Genomic DNA, 2,152 nt, shown 5'->3' with positions numbered 1-2,152 from the left:
TTTTTTTTCGTTGCGCCTATCTGCTTGCAACCCCGGCGCAAAACCCCACTTTCAAGGCAGGCTTGAATAACAAGGAAGACCATCATGTCGGACACGCCCGAATATACGCCCCCCAAAGTTTGGAAATGGGAATCAGAGAGCGGCGGCAAATTCGCCAGCACCAATCGGCCCATCGCCGGCGCGACCCATGACAAGGAACTGCCCGTTGGGGAGCATCCCTTTCAGCTTTACTCCCTCGCCACGCCCAACGGGGTCAAAGTCACGGTGATGTTCGAAGAACTGCTGGCGGCGGGACACAAGGCGGCGGAATATGACGCATGGCTGATTGATATTTCCGAGGGCGATCAGTTCGGCTCCGGCTTTGTTGAGGTGAACCCCAATTCGAAAATCCCCGCGCTGATGGACCGTTCCGGCGACGCGCCGCAGCGGGTCTTCGAATCGGGGGCGATCCTGCTCTATCTCGCCGAGAAATTCGGCGCCTTCTTGCCCCAAGACCCCGCCCGCCGGACCGAGGCGCTCTCGTGGCTCTTCTGGCAGATGGGCAGCGCGCCCTACCTCGGCGGCGGCTTTGGGCATTTCTATGCCTATGCGCCCGAGAAGTTCGAATACCCCATCAACCGTTTCGCGATGGAGACCAAGCGCCAGCTTGACGTGATGGACAAACATCTGGCCGAACACGAATATTTCGCCGATGAATACTCCATCGCCGATATGGCGATCTGGAGCTGGTATGGGCAGCTGGTCCTCGGTCGGCTCTACTCCGCGGCAGAATTCCTCGATGTGACCTCTTACAAGAACGTGATGCGTTGGGCCGAGGCGATTGACGCGCGCCCTGCCGTGACGCGGGGCCGGATGGTCAACCGCGCCTTCGGCGATGACCTGTCGATGCAATTGCACGAGCGTCACGATGCCAGCGATTTCGACACCAAGACCCAAGACAAGATCGGCAGCAAAGACTGACCACGCAGCCCCCGGCCCGGCTTGGCCGGGGGCTTTCCAACCAAATCTCTCGGAATTGGTTGCAGGAAAGGGTGAAATCTGTTTCTTACTATTTCAGTCAAGTTATCCCAATGGAACAGGACCCTGATATGACCTTCTGCAAAACATCGACTGCCGCCGCCGCGCTGATGGCGCTGGCCCTGCCGGCGCTGGCCGATGGCGAGTTGAACCTCTACTCTTCGCGTCACTACGACACCGATGAGCGGCTCTACTCCGACTTTACCGAAGCGACCGGCATCACCATCAACCGCATCGAAGGCAAGGCCGACGAACTGCTGGCGCGTATGGAAGCCGAAGGCGCGAACTCCCCCGCCGACGTCCTGCTGACCGTGGACACAAGCCGCCTCAAACGCGCCAAGGACTTGGGCCTGCTGCAAGCCGTCGAGAGCGAGACGCTGGAAGAGCGCATCCCCTCCAACCTGCAAGACGACGACAACCAGTGGTTCGGCCTGTCGCAGCGTGCGCGGATCATCTTCTTCAACAAAGAGACGATGGACAACCCGCCCGAGACCTACATGGACCTCGCCGATCCGGCGTACAAAGGTCAGGTCTGCATCCGGTCCTCGACCAACACCTACAACCAGACCCTGCTGGCCTCTATCGTGACCCATGAGGGCGAAGAAGCCGCGACCGAATGGGCGCAGGGCGTGGTCGACAACATGGCGCGCGCCCCGCAGGGCGGCGACACCGACCAGCTGCGCGGCATCGTTTCCGGTGAGTGCGACATCGCGGTCTCCAACAGCTACTATTTCGCCCGTGCGATCCGCACCGATGTCGATGGCGTCAGCGCCGATATCGGCAAGATCGGCGTGATCTGGCCGGATCAGGAAGGCAACGGCGCGCATATGAACCTCTCGGGCGGCGGTGTGGCCAAGAACGCGCCGAACCGTGAGAACGCGGTGAAGTTCCTTGAGTATCTCGCCTCGGATCAGGCGCAGGTCTACTTCTCGGCGGGCAACGACGAATTCCCCACCGTGGAAGGCGTGGAGCTGGCCGACAGCGTGAAGCAGTTGGGTGAATTCAAGGCCGACGACGTGAATCTGTCGGACGTGGCCGAGAACATCGGCACCGCGCAGAAGATCTTCAACTCGGTCGGCTGGGAATAATCAGCACGACATCGCGCAGGAGGCGGGCTTTCGGGCCCGCCTTTTTT

General features: G+C 60.6%; 2 protein-coding genes. Both read left to right on the top strand.

The window, feature by feature from the left end:
- Positions 1 to 84 precede the first annotated feature (84 nt).
- Positions 85 to 960: a glutathione-dependent disulfide-bond oxidoreductase gene (yghU, locus tag FCK22_RS05310; protein ID WP_067264177.1), complete on the top strand. Its 876-nt coding sequence runs from the start codon at positions 85 to 87 to the stop codon at positions 958 to 960.
- 128 nt (positions 961 to 1,088) lie between these two features.
- On the top strand, positions 1,089 to 2,105 hold the full coding sequence (locus tag FCK22_RS05305) for a Fe(3+) ABC transporter substrate-binding protein (protein ID WP_067264182.1): 1,017 nt from the start codon (positions 1,089 to 1,091) through the stop codon (positions 2,103 to 2,105).
- Positions 2,106 to 2,152: the final 47 nt, after the last annotated feature.

Origin of the sequence: Sulfitobacter sp. 15WGC (assembly GCF_005068605.1) — a bacterium.
Taxonomy (GTDB): domain Bacteria; phylum Pseudomonadota; class Alphaproteobacteria; order Rhodobacterales; family Rhodobacteraceae; genus Sulfitobacter; species Sulfitobacter faviae.
This window is presented reverse-complemented; position numbering and strand designations above follow the sequence as displayed.